Origin of the sequence: Paraburkholderia sp. GAS199 (assembly GCF_050436585.1) — a bacterium.
Taxonomy (GTDB): domain Bacteria; phylum Pseudomonadota; class Gammaproteobacteria; order Burkholderiales; family Burkholderiaceae; genus Paraburkholderia.
Map to the genome: position 1 here is coordinate 680720 of NZ_JBNDMM010000001.1, position 21229 is coordinate 701948.

A 21229-nucleotide genomic window follows, 5' to 3' on the forward strand; every position below is an offset into this window, starting at 1 on the left:
ATGGGTGATCGTCCCCTGATCCAACATACGGTGTGCATCGATTTACCGGGTGAGCCGGTTGAATGCTGGGCCGAGACTGATATTACGGTTCTGCTGCGCAAACACCGCGATGTCATTTTCGATATTCAGGTGAAGAAAGGCGCAAGCTACACCGTCGAAGCGACCGAGGACTGGATTTACGACGTGGCCAGAAAAAAGCGCGTCAAGCAGGGCCAGTTCTCGGACGGGCAGCGCTACCACATCTGGATTAGCCGGGATTTCAAGGGACATCTGATTTTGAAGCAGAACGGCAAGTTGTACCAAAACTATTCGATGCGCACTTTCGGGTTGGCTAATACCGATCCTTCACCGAAGGCCAAGCCCGAGCCGATTATCATCGCAATCGGCACGAATCACGCCACGCATCCGCCGGCCGCGTCGACGCCGCCCAGAGCGGCACACGCATCGCCGCTGTTCGCGTACCCGCAAGCGAATGTCCCGGCGTATCTGCGACCCGCGCAGCCATTCGATCCGCTGCACGTGGACCAGCCAAGGTCATGTCCGCTTCCGATCAAGCTGGCGCCTGGCACTGCCGTTCAGCCGACGCAGGAAGCGCATATTGTCGAAGTGGACAAGAACTCGGTTCCGAAGGAGGTCATGGACGCACTGGCCGCAGGCGGCTCCGAAGAAACGGCCATCGACACCAACAAGATTGCGACACGCAACTGGCTCATTGGACAACTGGCTGGTGCAACGGCCTTTCTCAACGATAACAAGCAGTGGATTCAGGAACTTTGGGGAGAAACGTTCAGGCTGACGAAGGTCGTTCACAAGAACGTTGGGGAAAGGATGTACGTTGTTTTCACTGGCAACCCGAGATTGCGCAAGCTGGTAACGGCAGCGCGGTATGGCGTGAAGAACGAGAAGGTGCTGACGATTGCCGGTGGCGCAGGCACTGCTGAGTCGGGCGCGGCAGCTGCCTGGGAAGGGTCCAAGGGGGCATTCAAAAAGGCCGGTTTGATCGCATTGATTTTTACCGTCACGCTCGATACGGCCGAATGGCTTCACGATTACGAACAGATCGGTCCCGACGGAAAGAGGAAAAAGGACTTTGCGGATTTACTCGCCAAGATAGGCATCGATCTTGCCAAGGCGGGGTTGAGTGCTGCCATTGCTTCCGTCGTGGTTGGTGCCATCGTGGCCGGACTGGCGGGCACGGTTGCGCTGCCGGTTGCGGCGATCGTGGTGGGAACCATCGTCGTGGCGATCGCCGTGGGTTACGGGCTCGACTGGGTCGACAAGAAGACCCACGCAACCGAGCATGTCACCTCGTGGTTTCGCTCCATCGGCGAGTCGATGAAGCACGCGGCCGAATATCTCGAGAAGTCCATGCCAAAAGACTACGATGCGTATCCCATGATGTACATGCCGTGATATGGCATCCACTGGAAAGCGAACCTAGATGCCACGAGCACAATCGATGACGAAGCCCCAGACAGAACCGAAAGACCCGGTTTGGGAGATCACGAAAAAAACCGCGCCGATGAGCCTGTTGCTTCCTTTGCTGGGCACGGGCATTTCATACGCCGCGTACGCGGACGATCTGGCGGTATCCGGATGGCCGTGGAAAATCGGTCTGTCCGTTACGCTGCTTTGCCTTTTCGTGCCGTTGGCCGTGTCGACGATGTACCGCCGCACGAACCTGCTGTGGGTGTACGGACTGATCCTCTCCACCGGAGTATTCGCCGTCTATTTTTTCTTCGGGCTATTCGCCTATTTTTTCTATTTTGTATTCGCGCCAATGTCGCCGGCGCTACGTTGGCCAGGACTGTTGGGCGGAATGGCCTTGACGCTCTACTGGATCGCTCTGTCGCGGAGAACGGTGGAGCACACGATCACATCCACGTCCTTCGTCCAAAAGGCCTTTGACGAGAATCCGTCCGATTTTCGCTATTCGCCCCAGACCGGCATGGCGCTGTTCGAACGGCTCAATAAAGAGCCTTCGCCGTTTCCGAAAATCTATTCCTACATTGCCTTTGGTATCGCGCCTTTCTGTCTGATATTGGGCCGATTATTGTCGGCGAACTTTGGGGCAAATGGCGTGCTGCTCTTCCTTGCCGTGTTGGGCATGCCGGTCTCGCTCTGGTTTGTCGGCCTGCTGGTTCGCATCTATCTTGTGATGGTCAGCTTGCCCAGAAGGCTTGAGAGAGAACATCGCAAGCCGGTGTTGGTGGTGCTGCAGTAAGAGGCGGGACGCCGGTCGCTCCTCCCGAACGGCGTTGCGGATCAACTCAGGAGGATCGTCATTCGCCGTCCACGGAAGGCAGGAAGCGCGCGCCGAGCCAGCCTCCATCCACGACGAGAACATGGCCCGTAACGAACGCGGCGTCGTCCGAGCAGAGAAATGCCGTTGCACCTGCAACATCTTCGGGCGTTCCATTACGGCGCAGCGCGGTGGCGTCGCACATGATCTTCTGATACCACGCGTTGTTCTGGATACGCTCGCGCGTGAGATCGGTTTCGATCACGCCCGGCGCCACTGCATTCACGCGAATACCTTTGGGACCGAGATCCGCCGCCAGTTGGCGTGTCATCTGTGCGAGCCCCGCCTTGCTGACGGAATACGGCAGCGAGTTTGGAAATCCGACCAGACCGAACACCGACGTCATGTTGACGATCGCACTGTGGTGTGGTGTCAGCACGGGCAGCAGATCGCGGCACATGCGAAACGCCGCCCCGAGGTTGATTTCCATGTAGCGGGACCAGTCTGCGTCCGAGGTTTGATCGATGGGTCGCGAGTTACCGATGCCGGCGTTATTGACAAGGATATCGAGGGGACGATCCGCAAATCGGCGAGCAAGCGACGCGGCGGTTGACGGATCGGCGATATCAGCCTGAACGTGTTCGATCGATCCGCCGCTTGCGTCATGCTCGGTGTCACGCGCTTCGGCCTGATCCACGCCTAAGACGGCTGCGCCTTCCGACGCCAGCCGGCGCGCGATTGCTGCGCCGATGCCGCGTGCACTGCCTGTGACTATCGCGGTTTTTCCGCTGAATCTCATGCTGAATCTCCGGTGCTTGATGGGGTTAGGCGGCCGCCTGGGTGTTGCGCGCCGAGGGTTCGTCCAGTTTCAAGAGCAGGCTGGCGAGAAGACGTGCGCGAGGCACGAGGCTGGATTCGTCGATGTGCTCGTTCAGCGTGTGCATGCCCGCGCCGCGCGGACCCAAGCCGTCAAGCGTAGTCAGACCTAATGCACCGGTGAAATTGCCATCTGAGCCACCGCCGGAGGTTTGACGTGGCAATTCGAAACCAAGCCGCGCAGCCTCGGTGCGTGCGAGTTCGTAAAGCCGCAGTGTCGCGTCGTTCGTGTTCCAGACCGGACGGGTGTTGCTGACTTCAACGCGGAACGCAGCGGTGTCGCTGCGAAATCCCAGCGATGACGCGCGCTCGATTGCGCGATCGAGATCGTTCTGAGTTCGCGCCATCGAAAGCGCTTCGGCACGGCAGTCCATCGGCACGCAATTGACCCACTTACCGCCCTCGATTACACCGACGCTGAACGTGTAGTCAGCGCAGGTCATGTTCTCCAGTTCGATCAGCTTCTCGGCCATGACGCGGATTGCCGACCGGCCGTCGCCGGGGCGAGAGCCAGCGTGACTTGGCGTGCCGCTCGCTTGCAGGTTAAAACGGGCAATGGCGTACCGGCCCGTGACGACACCGCCGTCGGGGCGTGCAGGCTCAGGAATAAGAATGTAGTGGTGACGCAATGCCTCCTGCTCGATTAGCGCGCGAGTAGTGGGACTGCCGATTTCCTCGTCGCTCGTCAGAAGGAACGTGACCGGGAGACCTGTCGTCACACCCGCGCGCTGCAATTGTCGCAGCGCTTCGACAGCCAGAAACACGCCGCCTTTCATGTCCAGGATTCCCGGGCCGTAGCATTTGCCGCCCTCTCTGCGCCAGGGTAGCCGCGCCAACGTGTTTTCAGGGTGCACGGTGTCGAGGTGGCCCATCACCAGAATGCCTGGCGCACCGGCACCGTGCGCATGCGGCAGGCGCGCTCGCAGGCTGTCGCCCACGCCGTTGCCCGGAATGATTTCGACGTGCGCGCCGAGTTCGCCGAGTTCTGTAGCAACGAGCGCAGTCATGCGGTTGACGGCGTTTGCGTCGTACGACGGACTCTCCGACTCGACCCAGGCACGCAGGCGCGCAATCATCGATTCGGTATCGAAAGGAAGCGAGAGAAGTTGCAGATCGTTGTCTTGATTCATGATGTGGGCGCTGGAGCGAACTCCGGCATGGCGGCGTTCAGGCGATTAGTGGAAGCTGCGTCCGCCGTCCACGGCGAGCGACGAGCCCGTGATGTAGCCCGCGGCGTCGTCGAGCAGAAAAGCGATGGCGGCGGCGATTTCGTCGACCTTGCCGGCACGTGGGATTAGATAGCGGCTCGTGATGTGAGAAAGCGCGTTGTGCGGGTCCGGACTCGCGAGGATCGACGCATCGAGCATCGGTGTTTCGACAATGCCCGGACAGATCGAATTGACGCGAATACCGTCGGGTGCGAGGTCAATCGCCAGCGCTTTGCCGAACATCACGAGTGCGGCTTTGCTGCTGCAATAAGCCGTTCGATTGGGTAGCGGATGCAGACCGGCCGCCGACGCGACGTTCACTATCGCGGGCCGGTTGCCGTGACGAAGCGCGGGCAGCGCGGCCTTGCAGACATTCACGGGCCCGAACAGGTTGACTGCGAGCACGCGTTGCCAGTCGGCGGACTGGGTTTCATCAAATGGCCGCAGCAGATCGACACCCGCGCAATTGACAACGCCGTCGAGGCCGCCGAGCGAGTCGATCAATTGTTGAACGGCAACGTCGACCGCCTGGTCGTCGGTGACGTCCGCGATGGCGCTCGGCGCGGACGACGGGATGGCATCGACGCTGCGCGCGAGTCCGTCGGCGTCGCGATCGAGCAGTGCAACCCGCGCGCCTAGCGCAGCGAGATAGGCTGCCGCGCCGCGTCCAATGCCCGATGCTGCACCGGTGACGATAATGCGCCTATCGACCAGACTCATGCCGCCTTCTCCCGACTGTGCGCCAAAGACCAGCGCGCAATGTCCGCGTGCGTTGCGAACCACACGTCGTCCGTCGCTTTCGCGCGGCGGATCACTTCTTCGAGAATCCAGATGCGTGACCGATAACCGATGATGTGAGGGTGCATGGTCAGTTGGAACAGGCCGCCTTCCTGATAGGCCGCTTCGAATTCGCGCACGAAAATATCGAGCACGTCGGTGGGTGCAGTGTAGGGGCGTAGCGACTGGAAGCGGTTCATCATGAAATACACTGCGTCGTCGCGGACCCATTCCACGGGCACTTCGACAATGCCCGATGGTTCTCCATCGAGCAGAAGTTCGTAGCAGCTTTCGTCGGCCATCAACGACGAGTCATACAGCAACCCCATTTCTTTCTCGATGCTCAGGGTCGCGTCGCTAAAGTCCCAGGACGGCGTGCGCAAACCAACCGGACGCTGGCCCGACACGGATTCGAGCACGTCGGCGGCGCGCAGCATCAGATCGCGTTCGTCGGATTCGGGAAGGACCGAGTTCAGTTCGTGAATCCAGCCGTGAATGCCAATCTCATGACCTTCGGCAACCAGCGCACGCTGTTCGTCCGGGTGAAGCAAGGCGGTCACCGCCGGCACATAGAAACTCGCCGGCACGGCATGGCGATTGAGGATTTCGCGGATGCGCGGAATACCGACGCGACCGCCGTATTGTCCCCAGGACAGCCGGCCAATCGACTTTCCGCCGTCGCGCAACTCATTCGTTTCGTGATCCGAATCAAACGATAGTGCTACGGCGCAGCGCTTGTTGTCGGGCCAATGCGTGGGGTGCAGCGAACGGCCGGCGCGGGCACGATTTACCAGCTTGCGCCAGTGCGGTTCTTCCCATTGCCACGGTTGCATCGGAGCGGGTTCGGTCATGATCGGCGAATTCCTTTAGGTCAGTTCAGGGCGTGTCCGCTCGTTTCGCGCAGACTGGCGATGACGAACAGCGAAATCGCGGCGGCAGGAATCAGATAGAAATAAGTTGGCGATAACGCGGATCCGGTCGAGCCGATGAGCCACGACGACATGAACGGTGCGAATCCACCGAATACCGCCGCAGCAAGCGTGTAACCGATCGACATCCATGTCGAACGCAAATGCGTGGGAAATATTTCTGAAATCGCGGCAGGTCCTGGGCCGGAATACATCGCCAGCAAAACGCCGAACAGGATCTGGATGGGCATGACCCACACGAGGCCTGTTCTGGTCGACATCAGGTAATACAGCGGCCAGGCCAGCACGCCGATGCTCACGACGCTCGCCAGTAAGAGCGGCTTACGTCCAATGCGGTCCGATACGGCGCCCCACACCGGCACCGCAATCACCATGGCGATCAGTCCAACCGTGTTCGACCAGAGCGCTTGCGACGCCGACAGGCCGGCGTACTTGTGCGTAAAGGTAGGCATCCACGCGAGCAGCGAGTAATAGGCCACCGTCCAGAAGATAGTGAAGCCGAACGCTAAACCGCCCAGCCGGATGCCGGATACGACCTTGTGCGCGGGCTGAGTGTGCTGCTGTGCGAGGGTGAAAGAGGGCGTTTCCTCGACGTTGCGACGAATGAAGACGCCAACTGCAAGCAGAACGATGCCGAGCACGAAAGGCAACCGCCAGCCCCATGCGTGCATCTGCGGCTCGCTCAGGGTCGTTGTCGCCAGTGCGGCAACGGCCGATCCGAGCAGCGAGCCGCCCGCAGTGCTCACCTGCTGAAAGCTGCCGTAAAAGCCACGTCGTGTCGGCGGCGCCCATTCGATGATGAATGCGGTCGACGTACCCCATTCGCCGCCGGCGGCGATGCCTTGAACAATGCGCAACGCGACGAGGCAGATCGGTGCCCACAAACCAATGCTATCGAACGACGGCAACAGACCGATGCCGATCGTGCCGAGCGCCATCATGAAAATGGTCAGCACCAGCGCGGCTTTGCGCCCGCGTGTGTCGCCGAGGCGCCCAATCACAACGCCGCCCAGCGGTCGCGCCAGAAAGCCCACGCCGTACGCGGCGAAGGCGGCCAGCAAGGACGCCGCCGGGTCGTGTCCGGGGAAGAACTTCAGTGCGATCAACGGAGCCAGATAGGCGTACACGCCGAAGTCGTACCACTCCAGCAGATTGCCAACGCACGCGGCATAGATGGCCTTGCGAGACCGGTCTGCCGTGATGGCGACAGGCCGATCGTTCGAGAGAGAAGCGCTGGTCATGAGGTTCCCGGTCAGAAGATCAAGAAACGTGTTGTAGCGCAATGCAATACGATGTATCTTATTGCGCTATTTATGTTAAGAGCTTCTTTCTTGGAAAGTCAATGAGCGAAATTAATAGTGCGGAGCGGAACCGTCTGTTCATCGGGTCGCTGGCCAAAGGGTTTGAGGTGCTGCGTGCGTTCGTCGGTGGCGGACGCTATTTGAGTCTTGCGGAAATATGCACGCGGAGCGGACTCGACAAGAGCACAGTCCAGCGTATGACCCATACGCTCAGCGAACTGGGTTATCTGGAGAAATGCCCGGATACGCGACGCTATTCGATGGGCCGCGCGTTTCTCGATTTTTCGTTTCAATACATTCGCACCGAGCCATTGGTGGAGTTGGCGACAACGCATCTGATCGAACTGCGGCGGGCGTGCGAGGAGCGTGTCGATCTGAGTCTGTTTGACGAAGCAACGCTGGTGTATGTCGTGCGCCTGCAGAGCAAGCGCGAGAATTTCTACACGGCGCTGGTCGGGCGTCGAATGCCGGTGTTCTGTACAGCCGGCGGACGCGCGATGCTGGCTTGCCTGTCAGACGAGAGGGCGAGAGAGATCGTCGAGAACAATCCGCGGCCTGCCCTGAATGCTTCGACCATCACGGATGTGCCCGCCATCATGGCGCGCATCAAAACGGCCCGGCGCGATGGATATGCCGTAGCCGTCGGCGAAGCCATCGCGGGAGAAATCGTCGTGGCGGCGCCCCTCGTGGCGCCGGATGGTTTTCCACTCGGAGCCGTGCACGTTGCCGGGTCCGCACGCGAGTGGGAATCGGATGTATTCGTCTCGACCATGCTGCCTAAATTGCTAGAGACGGTCGAGTTGATCAATCATGCCGTGCGTGAACGGTAGCCTTGCCACCTAATCACCGTCCACACAACGCAAAGTTCAATCCGGTGCTACGCTGACGGTCCGACCACGACGCACAACGCTAGAGCCGATATGACGGAAACCTGGACGCCAGGCGATATCACGCCGCTAGACGGCAAACGCATCCTCATCACGGGAGCGAACAGCGGTATCGGTTATCACGCCGCTTTAGTGCTCGCACAAAAAGGCGCGCACGTCGTGATGGCATGCCGTGACTTGCGTCGCGGAGAGGCGGCGCTAGGTCGCCTGAAAGCCAGCGCACCGGGCGCCAGTGTCGAACTCGCAGTTCTGGATCTTGCGTCTCTCGAATCGGTTCGGGAGTTTGCACAACGGCAGCTTGCCGAGCAACGTCCGCTTCACACGCTCATCAACAATGCGGGCGTTATGGCGCCTCCGAAGCGGCTTGAAACCGCCGACGGGTTCGAGCTTCAATTCGGGACCAACGTGCTCGGACATTTTGCACTGACGGGCTTGCTGATGCCGCTGCTGGAAAAGTCCGCTCTGTCCGACCATTCCCGCGTGGTGACGATTGCGTCAATTGCTCATAAACGGGGACGCCTGAACTTCGACGACCTGCAGTGCATTCGACACTATTCGTCGATGCAGTCGTATCAGCAGTCCAAGCTGGCCAATCTGATTTTCGCACTCGAGTTAGACCGCCGTTTGCGGGCTCAGGGATCGCGCGTTATGTCGGTCGCAGCACATCCGGGCGTAGCGATGACCAACCTGTTCCGCGCCGGAGAGCGCTCCGCGCTGGACAGTGCGATGCGTGCGGTAGCAAGTCATCTGATCGGTGCACTTCTGAATAGTGAAGGCGCCGGAGCGTTGCCGACTTTGTATGCGGCTACGTCGCCAGACGTGGCTGGCGGTGGTTATTATGGTCCGACTGGCTGGAAAGAGATGCGTGGCGACCGCGTAGGTGATGCCTTGATTGCGCCGCAGGCAAAAGACGCGGAATCAGCGCGACGGTTGTGGGAGGTATGCGAAACACTGACCGGAGTTCGATTCCTATAAGAGCTCTGGGGCTAAAACGAGCGCCACGCCGATGGCTTTCCCGCCCCTCGTCTAATATCCGTTAATTCAAACGCCAGTTCGAAATCACGGTGAAACTTGCAGAAAGAATCCTTCAATTTTCTTTTGCAACTCAAACTCTCAAGTTGAGCCGCACACGGCCGATATAACGTAATTCCGGGACACCAAAAATAAAATTTAAAAAATTTAAGGTGATATAGATGGCCGAGGTAGAAAGAAAGGTCGATGTCGTTTCGAAGGTACGTGCCGATTTACCAGATCTGGCATTTGACTCGCTGAGAAAGGTCTTTGCGCGAAAAGAACTCGCGCAAATGGCGCGCGTCGGCCTTACCGGCTTTGCAGCCGCCTTCGTGCTACTCGTCATTAGCGGCCAGTTGAAAACAATGGCGGGCGAGCTCGTGGCGATATGGATCGTCGACGGCTACCTTCTCGGTCACATGATGCTGCTCCGGCGACGCCACAAGCTCGTCTTTCTGGTCGGCGCGGCCGTCGGGCTCATACTCGGCAATCTGATCGGCGACGAGACTTTCTATGTGGCTTTCTCTTTCACGGCAGCCGGAATGGTCGAGACCTGTGCCGCCGCGCTCATGCTGCCCGGCGTGCGCTCCGCTAAAGAACTCTTGCAGCCCAAAGTATTCGTCCAGTTTTTAGTGGGCCCGTGCATTGTCGCTTCCATGTTTTCCGGCATGGTCGCCGTGTTTCTGCTTCAGGGCATTTTTACCAGTCATCCGTTTTCGTCATTTTCGAATTGGGTGATATCCGACGCACTGGGCTTCCTGATATTTACGCCTGTCACGCTCGTGTTGCTGTCCGGCGAGTGGAGAACGCTGCTCGAGCCGGGTAATCGCGCCAAATCGACGTTGCTTTTAGCCTTGGTCGCAATCGTCTCCATAGTGATTTTCTCGAAAACCAGCTACGACGACCTGTACTGGATGCTGCCGCCTCTGGCGTTCCTGGCATTTAGAGGCGAGTTGTCGACGGTGCTCGTGGGCACGCTGATATTTATTACGATTTCGGTTCCTCTCACGGTGCACGGAACGGGGCCGCTCTGGCTTTTTCCGTTTGCCACGATGCAGGACCGCATACTCGCGTTGCAGCTCTTTACCGTCGCGGCGCTGTCTATCGTGCTTCCCATTACCGTTTTGCAGACTCAGCGCAATGCGTTGCTGTCGGCGCTGGCTGATGGGCAGCGTCGGTTTCGGAATCTTGCCGAGCGGTCGGAAGAAGTCTTGATGGAGCTATCGGCCGACGGAATGTTCAAGTACGTGTCGCCACGCGCAAGCGTCGTTCTGGGTTATGAACCGGACATGCTGCGCGGACATTCGGTGCGCGATCTGATCCACCCCGACGACAGGCACGAGCTTGCCGCAATATTGGCGCAGACATGGGATACCGGCATGGAGGAGTCGGCGCAGTACCGGTTTCGCCGTGCAGATCACGAATACATCTGGGTGAGCTGCTTTATCACTGCCATCCCTTCCGGCCTGCCGGGCGGACGCACGGCGCTCGCGTTCGCGGTACGGGATATCAACGATGCGGTTATTGCCGAAAAAACGCGGCTTTCCGAGGAGCGTCAGCTTCGCGACATGGTGTTTATCGATAGCCTCACGGGCCTGCGTAATCGCCGCTACCTCGACAGCAAGGTGGAGGAGCTATTCGACTCGACCACGCACGCGTCTTCATCCGGTGCGGTTGCCGTTCTGTTTCTGGATATCGACTACTTCAAGAACTTCAACGACGAATACGGGCATCAGTCTGGCGACGAGTGTTTGAAGACGGTCGGGCAATGCATTGCCGCGACGCTCCGCACGCGTGATCTGTTCGCGCGTTACGGCGGTGAGGAGTTCGTCGTCGTGCTCGAAAACTGCGATCGAGAGGAGGCGGCGCTCAGCGCAGAACTCATTCGCGCAGCCGTCGAGTCGTTGGCATTGAGCCATCGGGGAAGTCCGCTGAATGTCGTGACACTGAGCATTGGCGTCGCGCACCAGGATTTGCAGCAGCCGGTGAGTGCCGCCGAGTTGTTCGAGTCTGCGGATGCCGCTCTCTACATGGCGAAGCGACTGGGACGAAATCGTGTTGAACACGCTCAGAGCGGGATAACCACCAGTTCGCAGCTCGCCTAGTCGGTACAACGCCAAGCGAAGCCGGTTTCGAAAATCCGCGGGTCCAAGATTAGCGCCCGTGAGTGCAAGCCTCGACGCGTTCCTGAAGCCGTACGCGGCCACCACAGCGTAGAATCTGTCGGGCTCGCAAAGGCCGTTGCCTTGCCATAGGACCGGATATGGAAATCAAGTGGGTCGAAGACTTCATCGCGCTTGCCCGTTATCAAAGCTTTTCACGGGCGGCAGAATTTCGGAACGTCACGCAGTCGGGTTTTAGCCGGCGCATCCAGTCACTCGAGCAATGGGTGGGCGCCGACCTCATCGACCGGAGCAGCTTTCCTCCGACGCTCACTCCCGCGGGCAGACTCTTCCAGGAGGCCGCCGAAGATATCCTGGAGAAGCTCTTCGACACACGCGCCATCATTCGGACCGAGCAAAGAATGGCAGGCAAAGGCCTGCAGATTGCGGCCGGCCACACCATTGCGCTCAGCTTTCTCCCGGCGTGGCTGAAGACGCTCACAGCGCATTTTGGCGAGGTGAGAGCGCGGGTCATCCCAACGAATGTGCACGATTCGATTCTGATGCTCGTCAACGGTAACTGCGAACTGATGTTTGCGTACCATCATCCGGAGTTGCCGCTGCACCTCGACCCGGCGCGCTATCAGCATCTGACCGTCGGCGTGGACACGTTCATGCCCGTGTGCAGGCCCAACCAGCGCTCGGGGCCAATGTACCGCCTGCCTGGAACCGCAAACCGGCCGCTGCCGCTCATCTCATACACCGAAACCAGTTACTTTGGACGCTGCCTCGCTCATCTGTTGGGGCAAGCAGCGGCCGCTCCCGCCCTTCAACTTCATTACGAATCGGACATGGCGGAAGTGCTGAAAAAGCTCGTTCTGGAAGGCGAGGGCGTGGCCTGGTTGCCGAAGAGTTCTATCGTTGCCGAACTGGAATCAGGCGCCCTGGTGGCGGCAGGGCGTGCCGAATGGCAGCTTCAGGTCGAGCTTCGCGTGTACCGCGACGCGTCGAATCGCAGCGAGTTCATCGGCAAGCTTTGGGACCATCTGCGAGCCGCGTCGCAACCGTCCTGAGAAAATTTTATGGTTATGCGGCACTCGCATAGCTGCATGCAGGACCAGCATCACCCTGTTTTTGTCTCTCCCTATTATCCGTCCAATACAGAACCAGGCTGGGTAGCGCGGTTCTGCCACTCACGTGTGAGGCGTCGCAGCGGGAATGCCTTGCACTACCACTGGACGGATTCAAATGAAGAATCGCCTCACGCTCTACATCTTTGCCGGCATGGTGCTGGGCATTGTCGTCGGCTATGTTTGTCATCGGTCGGTTGGGGACGCTGGTGAAGCGAAAGCGATTGCCGCGTACTTCTCGGTTATCACCGATATCTTTCTTCGCCTCGTGAAGATGATCATCGCGCCGCTTGTTTTCGCCACGCTGGTCTCAGGCTTGGCGGGCATGGGCGGAACGAGCGACGTCCGGCGAATCGGCTTCCGCTCCGTGGGCTGGTTCGTCTGCGCGTCGCTCCTCTCGCTCGCGCTCGGTCTTCTGCTGGCTAACGTACTGCAGCCCGGTGCCGGTCTGCATATGGTGCAGACCAGCGCCGATGTCAGCACGGGCCTGAATACGGCCGGTCTGAACTTCAAGGACTTCGTCACCCACGCGTTTCCGACCAGCATCGTCGATGCCATGGCGCGCAATGACATCCTCCAGATTCTGGTGTTCTCCGTGTTGTTCGGCGTCGTGCTGAGCGTCCTTAAAGCCGACCCGCGTGTCGCACCACTGGTTGCCGGCGTGGACGCGCTCGTCCCCGCCATGTTGAAGCTGACGGACTATGTGATGCGTCTCGCGCCGGTCGGCGTATTCGGCGCGCTTGCATCGGCCATTACGCTTCACGGGCTGGACGTGCTGACGACGTACGGCAAGCTCATCGGCAGCTTCTATGTCGGCCTCGTACTTCTCTGGACGCTGCTTATCTTCGTCGGCTACTGCTTCCTCGGGCGAACCATCTGGACGCTTCTGAAGGCAGTGCGCGAACCCGCCATGCTCGCATTTTCGACGGCCAGCAGCGAGGCGGCGTATCCCCGGCTTAGCGAGAAGCTCGAAGAATTTGGCGTCGACAAAAAAGTGGTCGGTTTCACTTTGCCGCTCGGCTATGCCTTCAATCTGGATGGCTCGATGATGTATCAGGCGTTCGCCGCGATTTTTATCGCGCAGGCGTTTGGCATCGACATGCCGCTGGGCACGCAAATCATGATGTTGCTTGTCCTCATGGTCAGCAGCAAAGGGATGGCGGGTGTCGCGCGCGGCTCGGTCGTGGTCGTCGCCGCCGTCGCGCCGATGTTTCACCTGCCGGCGTCCGGCGTCGTGCTTATCCTCGCTATCGACCAGATTCTCGATATGGGTCGAACTGCCACGAACGTGATCGGCAACAGCGTCGCGACGGCGGTCATCGCGAAGTGGGAAACCAAACGCGCGGTGAAGCGCGCGAAAGCGGTCGAGGAACATGCGTTCGTTCAACTGCAGGGCGAGCCGAAATGAAAGAAGGGCGGAAACTGGCGGGACGCAAGTTCGGGGTAGTGGGCGGTGCTGGATCGTTGGCGAGTGCAGACGTCCTTTTCAAGCTGATCAAGTCGCTGTCGGAAACGGATGACGCCGAGCATGCCGATGTGATTTTCGAGCAGCACCCGTTCGAGAAGTCGGGTGCGAAGGCGGAAGCGTCCACGGAGCGGATGCTCTACGTCTTCGACATGATTCGCGATTTCGAGCAGCGAGGCGTGACGACGGTTCTCCTTCCGTGCTTTATCAGCCATACCTTCATCGACGAGTTGAAGGCCAACTCGCCGCTGCAGATTGTCGACATGGTTGAAGCCATTCGCAGCCATGTACAGAGTCATTTTCCGAACGCTCGTCGAATCGGGGTGCTCGCGTCTGCATATACACAACAGAAAGCGCTGTTCGAGAAGTACTTCACGTCACCGCGATTTGAAATCGTTTATCCCCGTCTGCGAGAGGAAGTCGATCTCGTCGCCGAGGCGGTTTATGGGCATGGTGGTGTGCAAAGCGGAAACTCGAGCGGCAGGCCGGTTGAGCTTTTACGTGTTGCATGTGAAGACCTGATTGCACAAGGCGTCGATATCATCATTCCTGGGCTGACCGAGATTGCGTTGGTAGCTGACAGCATGGACCCGCTGACGGTGCCGTTACTGGATTCGAATCTCATCTACGCACAGTACGCGGCATCCGGCCGGTATGCGTTGTCCGAGGCTCGGTTCAAGGTCGGGGTGGTCGGCGGTGTCGGACCTGCGGCGACCGTCGATTTCATCGACAAGGTCGTACGGAACACGTCCGCAACGCGAGACCAGGACCATATCAAGTTGCTGGTCGAACAGAATCCACAGATCCCGGACCGGACAGAAAACCTGATTGGCGACGGACCCGACCCCACGCTTTCGCTCTATGCCACCTGCAAAAAGCTAGAAGTCGGCAATGCGGACATCATTGCGATTCCCTGTAATACCGCGCATGCCTTCGTCGATCGAATCCAGCCGTATCTGCGTATTCCCATCGTCAATATGCTGACGGTGACGGCGCGCCATCTTCGCGAGAGGTTTCCTTCGATGCATTCGGTCGGCGTGCTGGCGACTTCAGGCACGGTCGAAAGCGGTGTCTACGAAAAAGCGCTGATGGAGCAAGGCCTGGAGCAGATCGTGCCGAGCCCTGCGCTACAGGCGCGGGTCATGGATGCAATCTATGGCAAGGAAGGCGTGAAGGCCGGCTTCACGACCGGCCAGTGTCAGCTCGATATTGCGGCGGCAATCGAAGAATTGATCTCCCGAGGTGTGGAAGTTGTCATTCTCGGCTGCACGGAATTGCCGCTATTGCTTCCTCAAACCGAATTTGTCGGGGCGAGCGGTGCGTCGGGTTATCTGGTCGACCCAACCGACGTGCTCGCCCGGCATTGTGTGGCTTATGCGACCGCGCAAGGGGAGCCGCTGCATGTTTGAGGGCTCCCTGAATGACCGGCACGACAACGGGCATTACGCAATTGCCTTTCCTGAGCCTGCGAACGACTCATCGTCAGGAGACGTTTTGCTGCGTGAGCGAAACGCCGCGCCGGAGTAGCAACGTGCCGATCAGCCGTGAACCGACTTCGTTCAAATGGCCGTCGTCACGATAAAGAGGTACGTCGGAGACGATCGGACTACATTGCTTCTTGTCGCAGATGACGGAATTCGGATCGATGAACGTGATCTCAGGATGGCTCTTTCTGATAGTTCGAAGGTAACTGGGTATAACAGGAAGGTCTCGTACCGCGCAGTTGCGGTCTGACGAAAACATGATCTTGCGGACGGGACAGGTTGCAGCGTCGCTGATTGTCTGGTTGCTGAGCACGATTACCAGATGTGCTCCCGAAGCGAGTACTTTGTCGATGGATTCTTTCATCGCTTTCGCGATGGTGCCGCCATCGTCGGCGGGCCAATGAGCCGCCAGCACAACGTACTTGTAATGCGTTTTTCCGATTAGCTGGTAGTCGAATGCGTTCCGCGATTTGCATTTTTCCGCGTAGGAGGCCTGTGGCAGATCCGAGAATCCGATGATCGGCTCGCATCCGTCCATGGTGTAGTCCTGAAGCGTAATGCCATCGTGCGCGGCCAGAATGTCGATCATGCCGCTAAAGTGATTGGCATATGAATCGCCGATCAGCAAGCCCTCTACTTTGCCCGATCTATTGCCGAGGACACAGGAGTCCTTGGGCTGCGTCTGATAATACTGAGTCGATACATGACATCCTGCTCGCACTTCGTTAGGCTTGGTCGATACGATGCCATCGAACGCCAGTACCTGCTGGTTCCATCGCTGCGGGAATCCCTTGAAACTCGTACTGACCATCAGCACGGCCAGTAGAACGAGAACCGGCGTAGCGTAGCGCCGGATAAAAAATGGTTTTGGCGCAAGCCGGGTTCCCGAGCGCCGGAACGGCCGCTCGACATAGCGCCACGACAGCCATCCGACCATCATGGTGCAGGCGAATACCCCGGCCGCTTCAGTCAGATCCAGCTTGATACCGTAGTACGTCAGGAAAGCGATGATGGGCCAATGCCATAGATAGATCGAATAGGACATAAGTCCGATAAATACCAGCGGCCTTATCGCCAACACCCTGAAGGACAAACTTTTCGGGTCGAGTCCGCCAAGGATGATCAGGGCTGTTCCCATTGTGGATGGCAGCGCGTTAATGCCGGGGAATAACGTCGCTTCGCTTAAGGTTGCGCAGGACCACACGATCATCAGTAGGCCGACGATGCCGCATGCGCTCGACAAGGCCGTACCCAACCGGCGGCTGTCGAGGTTGGCAACGATTACGGCGAGCAACGCACCGGTCAGCGGTTCAAAAAAGCGGCTTGGCAACAGGAAATAGGCTGCACTCGTCGCGTACCGGACGCCAAGTTCGGACACGACGATGAACAGCAACAGGCCGACGCCAAGCATCGGAATCAGCCAGCGTCGAGGCAGGCGCCACAGGACGATCAACGCAAGCGGCCAGATCAGGTAGAACTGTTCCTCGACCGCTAGCGACCATGTATGAAGCAACGGCGCTTCCGCGCTGCCACTGTAAAAATAATTCCCGTACTCTCTCCACAGATAAATATTGGAGAAGCCGGTGGCCGATAAAACTGCCGATTTGGCCAGACGCATCAAGTCGAATGGCGAAAGAAGGAATAGCCCTGCGGCGAGGGCAAATGCAAGCATGACGAGCAACGCCGGCATCAGGCGGTTGATACGCCTTCTATAGAAACCTCTGAGCGTGAAGTCTTTGGCGGCAAGACCTTGATAAATCTGACCGGTAATCAGATAGCCCGAGATGACAAAGAAAACATCGACGCCAACGAATCCGCCGGGACACAATTGCCTGTCAAGGTGGAAGACGACGACTGCCAGCACGGCTATCGCTCGAAGGGCATCGATATCGGGGCGGTATGCCAGTTTCATGAGGCCGTCCGGTAATGGCGCGCGGGGCGTCTTCGCGCGCAGTCATCGATAGAACCGAGGAAAGTTGTGGTTCGACGGGTGAATTTCCCTTTGCGGAAATGATTCGCCAGAGACCTGTCCTCGGACCGATCGCTAAATTGTGGTGAGATCGGGAGTCAGGTCTGTGCGCAAGCGCACCATGTCCGCTGCTTGCCGGAAATGCTGCGGTGCAGCGGTGTCATGGCGGCGGAGATGCGTGAGATTTATGAGGTGGCTAGCGTGCTTTGTTCGTTATCCAGTTCAGAAAAAGCACGTGCGGTAACGGCTTCAGTCTTTCAAGGACATGTCGTGAATGACTCACGAGTGTGATCGTCGATGTTTCTAGTCGGCGTGCGGAAGCTAGTCCCACCGCAAGCCGATGCGGTATTTTTTCGCGCCGCTGCGTGCGTTGCAGCTCTCGCCACGCAACACACAGCGTCTTCGCGTACTGCTCAAGTCAAACCGCCGTACGAAGCCTTTGCTCATCGCCTTCATCGCTTGAAAAAGGTACCCGCGCGTCGTTAGCAAACATGCCTTCAATCGCCAGATAAGCGAATACCACCGCCGGCCCCAGGTTGATGCCAGGACCCGGGTACGCAGCGCCCATGATCGACTGCATGTCGTTGCCGGCTGCGTAGAGACCGGGGATAGGCGTATGCGGATCGCCGTCTTTGAGTACACGAGCGTGGGCATCGGTAATCAGGCCCGCGCTGGCGCCGATATCGGCAGGATAGAGACGAATCGCGTAGAACGGCCCGGTGAGGATCGGACCCAAAGTCGGATTCGGCGTGACGGCCGGGTCGCCGAGATTACGCTCGTATGCAGTCGTGCCGCGTGCGTACTCCGCGTCGATGCCCGTCTCGGCGAAGCCGTTCATGCGCTCTACCGTTTGCTTCAAGCCGGCTGCGTCGATGGCGAGGCGCGAGGCGAGCGCGTCCAGACTATTGGCTTCGACCAGATAGCCCTCTTGCAGAAACCGCCGCAATCCATGACCACCTGGACGAACCATGCCGAGTCCGTAGCGGATCAGCGCATTGCGATCGGCGATCAGAAAAGCTGGCACACCGTCGTCGGCGTCCTGCATGGCGCGAGCAAACAGATGATACGAAGTGCTTTCGTTCAGAAAGCGACGGCCTCGTCGATTAACGACTACCGTGCCCGGCTTCGCGCGATCGAGCACGAAATGCGGGAACACGGCCTTCGAACCGTCCGCGCGTTTGCGCACCGAAACCGGGGCCCAGAAAGCCGACGCGCCGGGCACTTCGCTCATGCGAGCACCGAGCGCGAGTGCCATTTGTTGCAAACCGCCCTTCGTACGCGAACGTGGCGTGTATTCGACCACGGGCGAAATCAGGTCCTGCCGCAGCGTCGGTGTGTCGTTAAATCCGCCGGTTGCCAGCACGACGCCGCAGCGCGCCCGCACCTCGCATACCTCTCCGTCGCGCACTACACGGACACCCTCGACGCGCTCGCCGGAACGAATGAACGTTTGCACTTCGGTCGAAGTCCAGATCGCGACATCGCGGCGGATCAGGGATTGAAGCAGACGCCCGACCAGCGCATTTCCCATCACGAGACGCGTACCGCGCGAATAACGCAGACGGTCCAGCAGATAGCGGCCGACGAGCTTCGTCGCGTGGCTCAACGACGCGAATGAGCGCGTCATTTTCAGCAGATGACCGATGTCGATGCGGTCGACCATCATGCCGCCCAGCACGGTGAATTCGGGAATGGGTGGGCGCACCAGCGAGAACTTTTCTCCGAGCGTGCGGGCGTCGAACGGCAATGCTTCGAGTACGCGTCCCGACGTGGTCGATCCCGGCAACTCGGACAGATAGTCGGGATGGTATGCAAAAGCGCGTAACTGTACGTCGCTGTTGTCGGTCAGCGACCGGATCGCGAGCGGGGCGGTTTGCAGGAATGCTTCGCGCAATTCAGGCGTAACGTCGTTGCCGGCTGCGGCTTGCAAATATTGACGTGCGTTGTCGCGCGAGTCGCGCGTGGGATCGGCCAGATGCGTGTTGGGCGCCCACAGCGCGCCCGCGGAAAATGCGGTGGTGCCGCCCACCCACTGCGATCGCTCGATCACGAGCGCGCTCAGGCCGCGCATCGCCGCAAATAGCGCGCACGCCATGCCACCGCAGCCGGCGCCGATCACGACGACGTCGAATGTCTGTTGAGCGGCGGAAGTGGACGCGCCATCCGTTTGAGTCGAGGGGTTCAAGTGTGTTCTCCGTTCTGTCGATGCAGGTGGCTGGCGTGTCTGTGCAAGGCGTGCCTACGCGTGATCGGCAAGCAGCATTTGCGCGCCTTTCTCGGCAACCATGATGGTGGGCGCGTTGGCGTTGCCGGACGTACAGGTCGGCATGACCGACGCGTCGATCACACGCAGGCCCTGCACACCGCGCACGCGCAATGACGGATCAACGACCGAATCGGTCGTGCCGCCCATCCGGCATGTGCCCACCATGTGATAGCCGGACACGCCGCGCGTGAGTGCGTAATCGAGCAGCGCGTCGTCCGATGCGATCTCGTCGCCCGGCAGCGTTTCCTGTCGGGCGAAGCGGGTGAGCGCCGGCATGGTGAAGAGCCGTCGCCCCAGTTTCAGGCCCGCCACGATCGCCGCACGGTCCTCGGATTCGCTGAGATAGTTCGGCGAAATCAGCGGCGCATTGCGCGTATCCGCATGATTCGCTTTGACGGAGCCGCGGCTTTCCGGATACGACTGGTAAATCGCGAGCGTCATACCGGGCTGCCTTTCGAGCGCGTACGTGCCGGGCTCGAAGCTCGCGGGCGCGAAGCTGAGTTGCAGGTCGGGTGCGTCGAGTTGCTGACGGCTGCGAGCAAATGCCGCGCAGGTGCTGGCGCCGAATGTGAGGATGCCGCCGCCGGTCGCATAACGCGCCAGTTCACCGAGCAACGCCATGCCGTGAGTGCGCTCGTTGAAGGTGGATTGTCCGCCGACGCGTTGCGTCAGGCGCACGGAATAGTGGTCGCGCAGGTTCTCGCCGACAGCGGGATTCGCCACCACCACGTCCACGCCCAACGATTCCAGCAGATCCGGCGCTCCGATGCCGGAGAGTTGCAACAACTGCGGCGAACGGATCGCTCCGCACGACACGACCACTTCCGCGCGTGCGCGAATACGCACGCGCCGGTCACCCTGCCACGCTTCGACGCCCACCGCTTTCGCGTGCTCGAACACGATGCGCTGCGCGATCGTACCGGTGAGCTGTTGCAGATTGGCGCGCGACTTCGCGCGTCGCAGATAGGTCTGAGCCGGGCCGCCACGAAAACGTCCCTGGCGATTTTGCTGGAACGGTGCCGCGCCTTCGCGCCTCACGCCGTTCATGGTCGGATTGACCGGCATGCCCGCCTGACCACAGGCGTCGAGAAATGCTTGCGAGAGCGGGTGCGTTTCGACGAATCGGTTGACCGGCAGCGGCTTGCTTGCGTCCGCGCCGTCCACGTTTTCGATCTGACGGTAAAGCGGCAGCACTTCGTCGAACGACCAGCCGTCGCAACCGTCGGCAACCCAGCGCGCGTGTTCGGCGTAGGCCGAGCGCACATAGAGCATGCCGTTCATCGAACCCGTGCCGCCGAGCATGCGCCCCTGCGGATAAGCAATCGAACGGTTGCCCATATGCGGTTGCGGGCTGGATCGGTAGCGCCAGCTCAGGACGGGATGCTCGATCAGTTTGAGAAAGCCGGCCGGCACGTGGATGAACGGATGGCGATCGCGTGGCCCGGCTTCGAGCAGGATCACGCGATGCCGTCCATTCTCGGACAGCCGGTCGGCGAGCACGCAGCCTGCGCTGCCTCCGCCGACGATGACAAAATCGGCCTCGTAATCCCACGTTCCCGAAAGGCGGTTGTTATCGTGCATG

Annotated in this window: 16 protein-coding genes; 8 read left to right on the plus strand and 8 right to left on the minus strand. The window is 59.6% G+C overall.

Going from position 1 to position 21229, the window contains the following annotated elements; all coding sequences use genetic code 11:
* The gene (locus P3T18_RS02945) at positions 1-1413 is read left to right on the plus strand and encodes a hypothetical protein (protein ID WP_429298408.1); all 1413 of its coding nucleotides are present in this window, start codon (positions 1-3) and stop codon (positions 1411-1413) included.
* 46 nt (positions 1414-1459) lie between these two features.
* Positions 1460-2224 carry a hypothetical protein gene (locus P3T18_RS02950; protein WP_429298409.1) on the plus strand — a complete coding sequence of 255 codons (765 nt, stop codon included), beginning with the start codon at positions 1460-1462 and terminating at the stop codon, positions 2222-2224.
* Between the two features lie 58 nt (positions 2225-2282).
* Here the strand turns inward: P3T18_RS02950 and P3T18_RS02955 are convergent, their stop codons facing one another.
* The 5 genes from P3T18_RS02955 to P3T18_RS02975 are packed head-to-tail and all read right to left on the minus strand — an operon-like array spanning position 2283 to position 7273.
* The gene (locus tag P3T18_RS02955; RefSeq protein ID WP_429298410.1) at positions 2283-3041 is read right to left on the minus strand and encodes an SDR family NAD(P)-dependent oxidoreductase; all 759 of its coding nucleotides are present in this window, start codon (positions 3039-3041) and stop codon (positions 2283-2285) included.
* Positions 3042-3066: 25 nt separating this feature from the next.
* Positions 3067-4248: a M20/M25/M40 family metallo-hydrolase gene (locus P3T18_RS02960; RefSeq protein WP_429298411.1), complete on the minus strand. Its 1182-nt coding sequence runs from the start codon at positions 4246-4248 to the stop codon at positions 3067-3069.
* Positions 4249-4293: 45 nt separating this feature from the next.
* Positions 4294-5046 (minus strand): SDR family NAD(P)-dependent oxidoreductase, encoded by a 753-nt coding sequence (locus tag P3T18_RS02965; protein WP_429298412.1) that lies wholly within the window; start codon positions 5044-5046, stop codon positions 4294-4296.
* Positions 5043-5954 (minus strand): polysaccharide deacetylase family protein, encoded by a 912-nt coding sequence (locus P3T18_RS02970; RefSeq protein ID WP_429298413.1) that lies wholly within the window; start codon positions 5952-5954, stop codon positions 5043-5045. The genes P3T18_RS02965 and P3T18_RS02970 overlap by 4 nt, the downstream gene beginning before the upstream one ends.
* Before the next feature lie 20 nt (positions 5955-5974).
* The gene (locus tag P3T18_RS02975) at positions 5975-7273 is read right to left on the minus strand and encodes an MFS transporter (RefSeq protein ID WP_429298414.1); all 1299 of its coding nucleotides are present in this window, start codon (positions 7271-7273) and stop codon (positions 5975-5977) included.
* A gap of 41 nt (positions 7274-7314) precedes the next feature.
* Here P3T18_RS02975 and P3T18_RS02980 point away from each other — a divergent pair, with 41 nt between their 5' ends.
* From P3T18_RS02980 to P3T18_RS03005, 6 genes are all read left to right on the plus strand, one after another.
* A complete protein-coding gene (locus tag P3T18_RS02980) occupies positions 7315-8163 on the plus strand; it encodes an IclR family transcriptional regulator (protein WP_429298415.1) in 849 nt (282 codons plus the stop codon).
* 90 nt (positions 8164-8253) lie between these two features.
* A complete protein-coding gene (locus P3T18_RS02985; protein WP_429298416.1) occupies positions 8254-9195 on the plus strand; it encodes an oxidoreductase in 942 nt (313 codons plus the stop codon).
* A gap of 218 nt (positions 9196-9413) precedes the next feature.
* Positions 9414-11336, plus strand: a complete 1923-nt coding sequence (locus tag P3T18_RS02990; protein ID WP_429298417.1) for a diguanylate cyclase — start codon at positions 9414-9416, stop codon at positions 11334-11336.
* Between the two features lie 158 nt (positions 11337-11494).
* Positions 11495-12406, plus strand: coding sequence for a LysR substrate-binding domain-containing protein (locus tag P3T18_RS02995; RefSeq protein ID WP_429298418.1), 912 nt, complete (start codon positions 11495-11497; stop codon positions 12404-12406).
* 175 nt (positions 12407-12581) lie between these two features.
* Positions 12582-13871 (plus strand): dicarboxylate/amino acid:cation symporter, encoded by a 1290-nt coding sequence (locus tag P3T18_RS03000; protein WP_429298419.1) that lies wholly within the window; start codon positions 12582-12584, stop codon positions 13869-13871.
* The gene (locus tag P3T18_RS03005) at positions 13868-15337 is read left to right on the plus strand and encodes an amino acid racemase (RefSeq protein WP_429298420.1); all 1470 of its coding nucleotides are present in this window, start codon (positions 13868-13870) and stop codon (positions 15335-15337) included. Before P3T18_RS03000 ends, P3T18_RS03005 begins: the two co-directional genes overlap by 4 nt.
* A 73-nt stretch (positions 15338-15410) precedes the next feature.
* Here P3T18_RS03005 and P3T18_RS03010 read toward each other — a convergent pair whose 3' ends face one another.
* The 3 genes from P3T18_RS03010 to P3T18_RS03020 all read right to left on the minus strand — a co-directional run bounded on the left by P3T18_RS03010 (position 15411) and on the right by P3T18_RS03020 (position 21228).
* The gene (locus tag P3T18_RS03010; protein WP_429298421.1) at positions 15411-17324 is read right to left on the minus strand and encodes an acyltransferase family protein; all 1914 of its coding nucleotides are present in this window, start codon (positions 17322-17324) and stop codon (positions 15411-15413) included.
* A 475-nt stretch (positions 17325-17799) separates the two neighbouring features.
* A complete protein-coding gene (locus P3T18_RS03015) occupies positions 17800-19566 on the minus strand; it encodes an FAD-dependent oxidoreductase (RefSeq protein ID WP_429298422.1) in 1767 nt (588 codons plus the stop codon).
* A gap of 54 nt (positions 19567-19620) precedes the next feature.
* Positions 19621-21228 (minus strand): GMC family oxidoreductase, encoded by a 1608-nt coding sequence (locus P3T18_RS03020; protein WP_429298423.1) that lies wholly within the window; start codon positions 21226-21228, stop codon positions 19621-19623.
* Between the last annotated feature and the right edge of the window lies 1 nt (position 21229).